2 protein-coding genes are annotated in these 3,058 nt (G+C 66.6%); both read left to right on the forward strand.

Going from position 1 to position 3,058, the window contains the following annotated elements; genetic code table 11:
• Window positions 1–242: 242 nt before the first annotated feature.
• Window positions 243–1,538, forward strand: a complete 1,296-nt coding sequence (locus tag ACFTZB_RS44560) for an MFS transporter (RefSeq protein ID WP_378442252.1) — start codon at window positions 243–245, stop codon at window positions 1,536–1,538.
• Window positions 1,539–1,783: 245 nt separating this feature from the next.
• Window positions 1,784–2,830 carry a LacI family DNA-binding transcriptional regulator gene (locus tag ACFTZB_RS44565; RefSeq protein ID WP_378442254.1) on the forward strand — a complete coding sequence of 349 codons (1,047 nt, stop codon included), beginning with the start codon at window positions 1,784–1,786 and terminating at the stop codon, window positions 2,828–2,830.
• The last annotated feature ends 228 nt before the right edge of the window (window positions 2,831–3,058 follow it).

Raw genomic sequence — 3,058 nt, forward strand, 5'->3', positions numbered from 1 at the left:
ACGCCGCCCCAAGGCGTTTTTGAACGTAAAAACTCCGATCGCCCCTCCCCGCCTCAGCGGTGTTTAACGCATTGAACAGCATGTTTCACTGACTTTCTTAAGGTCTTGTCAGCTAGAGGTGTGAGCGCTATCGTTGCTGATTATTACGTTTCAAATTGAGACGTGGATCACACTACACTTCGAATGAGACTCCCATGGCAACAGATGCGAGTGCCGCAGCCCACCTCGACAGGGAAAGCTCCATGACTTCGACGAACAACACCGCGCCGAACGTCGACGAGTCCGGCGCGGTCAGTAAGCAGCAATGGAAATGGACCGTCCTCGCCGGCATGGCGTCGTATCTCGACGCCGGGTCGATCGTCGCGCTCGGCTCGGGCCTTGCGGTGTGGCAGTCGGCGTTCGGCATGAGCGCCGGCGCGGTCGGCATTCTCGCCGCGATCGGTCCGAATGCGATCGGGGCCGCGATCGGGGCGTTCGTCGGCGGCCGGCTCGGTGACAAGCTCGGCCGCAAACGGATCTACCAATACGACCTGCTCGTCTACGCGCTCGGCATCCTGTGCGTCGCGTTCGCGGTCAACGCACCGATGCTCTTCGTGGGCGCGCTGGTGATCGGTGTGGCGGTCGGGGCCGACGTGCCGACCTCGCTCGCCCTGGTCGGCGAGTTCTCCCCGTCCAAGGCTCGCGGCAAACTGCTGGGCCTGACCCAGGTGGCCTGGTATCTGGGTCCGGTGGTCGTGTTGCTGCTCGCTTTCGCGCTGGCACCGTTCGAGCTGCTCGGTATCCGGATCGTGTTCCTGCAGCTGTTCATCGTCGCCATCGTCACCTGGGCGCTGCGGCAGGGCATGGTGGAGTCGGCGCGATGGAAGTCGGCTGCCAGTGCCGCCGCGGGCGGCGCAGCGTCGGTCGGTGCACGCGCCCGGGACCTGTTCCGAGGCCGCAACCTGCAGGCTCTGGCGTGGACCACGACGATCTACCTGTTCTGGAACCTGGCCGCAGGGACCTCCGGCATCTTCACCCCGTACATGATCCGCACGCTCGGCGCCGGCAGTCAGGCGATGAGCCTGGCCCTCTCGTGTGCGGGATTCCTGCTCGGCATCGTCGCGGTGACCACCATCTTCATGCGATTCAGCGACCGCAGCCACAAGGCGCGCAAAATCATGTGGGGCATCGGCGCGGTCATGAACATCGCCTCCTACGCGGTGTTCCTGATTTTCCCGTTCACCATCCCCACCATCATCTTGAACATCGTGCTCTTCTCGTTCGGTGGTGCGCTCGCCGGCGAAGCGTTCTACAAGGTCTTCAGCCAGGAGCTGTTCCCCACCATGCTGCGCGGCACGGCCCAGGGCATCACATTCGGCACCGCCCGCGTGATCCTGGGAATCTGGAGCTTCTTCGTTCCCGTCCTCGCCCACGCCAGCATCGGCCCGGTGGCCGGGCTCCTGACCCTGTTCTTGACCATCAGCGGTGTGGTCGGCATGTTCTTCATGCCCAACACCTCCGGCAAGTCGCTCGAGCAGATCGAGGCCGAGCGCGCCTGACCTCGCAACCGCAGCCGCAGTGCCGGTGTGGCCGAATGAATCGCTTCGATTCCTCCGGCTGCGTCGGCACTGCGCCATGCTGATCGGGCGCGCGGTGCACCGACCGACTGCGGGCGCCACTGCGTCCGGGTGCATTCGCGGGGAATGGGACACGGCAGAGCCGGTGGCGCGGGGTTGTGCCCGGCCGGGCTGCTCACTGGGTAGTCTGAACGTCAACGAACGTTTCAATTATAAGGGGTGGGCTGGTGACGGACTCCGATCCGCGCGCACCCGGTGGCCACACTGCCGGAGTGCGCGACGTCGCGGACGCGGCGGGGGTGTCGATGGGCACGGTATCGAACGTGCTCAACCGGCCCGATGTGGTCAGCCCCAAGACCCGCGCCCGGGTCCACGCCGCCATGACCGAACTCGGCTTCGTCCGCAACGAATCGGCCCGGCAGCTGCGCGCGGGCCGCTCCCGCACCGTCGGGTACGTCATGCTCGACGCCACCAACCCGTTCTTCACCGACGTCGCCCAGGGCATCGAGGACGAGGCGGAGGCGAACGATCTGTCGCTGTTCCTGTGCAACAGCGACAACCGCCCGGACCGCGAACTGTCGTACCTGAACAGGCTCGAGCAGCAGCGGGTGCAGGGCATCTTGATCACTCCGTCCGACCCCGACGCCCCGATCCTGGACGAGCTCCCCCGCCGCGGCACCCCGGTCGTCATCGTCGACCGCACCCGCAGCAGCAACACCCACTGCTCGGTCGCCGTCGACGACGTGCACGGCGGCGAACTCGCCGTGGAACATCTCATCGAGACCGGCCACGACCGCATCGCCTTCGTCGGCGGACCCGCAACCCTCGGACAGGTACGAGACCGCAAAAGCGGTGCACTACAGGCACTCACGAAGGCCGGGTTGCCCCCGGACCGGCTGGTGGACGTCGAGACGGCGGCGCTGACCGTGACCGAGGGCAAGAACGCCGGCGAGCGGTTGCTGGGACGGTCCGCCCGGCGGCGCCCCACCGCGGTGTTCTGCGCCAACGACCTGCTCGCGCTCGGCCTGCTGCAGGAATGCGTCAGCGCCGGGGTGCGGGTACCGGACGACCTGGCCATCGTCGGATACGACGACATCGAGTTCGCGGCCGCGGCCGCGGTACCCCTCAGCTCGGTGCGCCAACCCCGCCGGCAACTCGGTCGCACCGCGGCCGCGCTCCTCATGCGCGAGGAGCAGGAGACCGATCACCGGCACGAGCAGGTTTTGTTCGTGCCGGAGCTGGTCGTGCGCCGCTCCTCCCGGTCCACCAGCTAGGCCACCTTTCTCGGCCCGCCTCGCGGCGGATCATCCGCGGTCCGCGGCGGCCGCTCGCAGGCAGGCGGCGTCACGGCTCTCCGCGACCGAAATTGAACCGATCACGATCTGGGAACCCCCCTTCCCTGCCTAACCTCGCGCTTTCACGGCAATCCCGGTCCGGCCCGGTGTCGGTCATGAAGAAAGGTGCTCCGAACTGGGAGAATAAGGCTTGCTGAGGGCCAATAT

This window comes from Rhodococcus sp. NPDC057014 (assembly GCF_042673295.1).
Taxonomy (GTDB): Bacteria; Actinomycetota; Actinomycetes; order Mycobacteriales; family Mycobacteriaceae; genus Rhodococcus_F.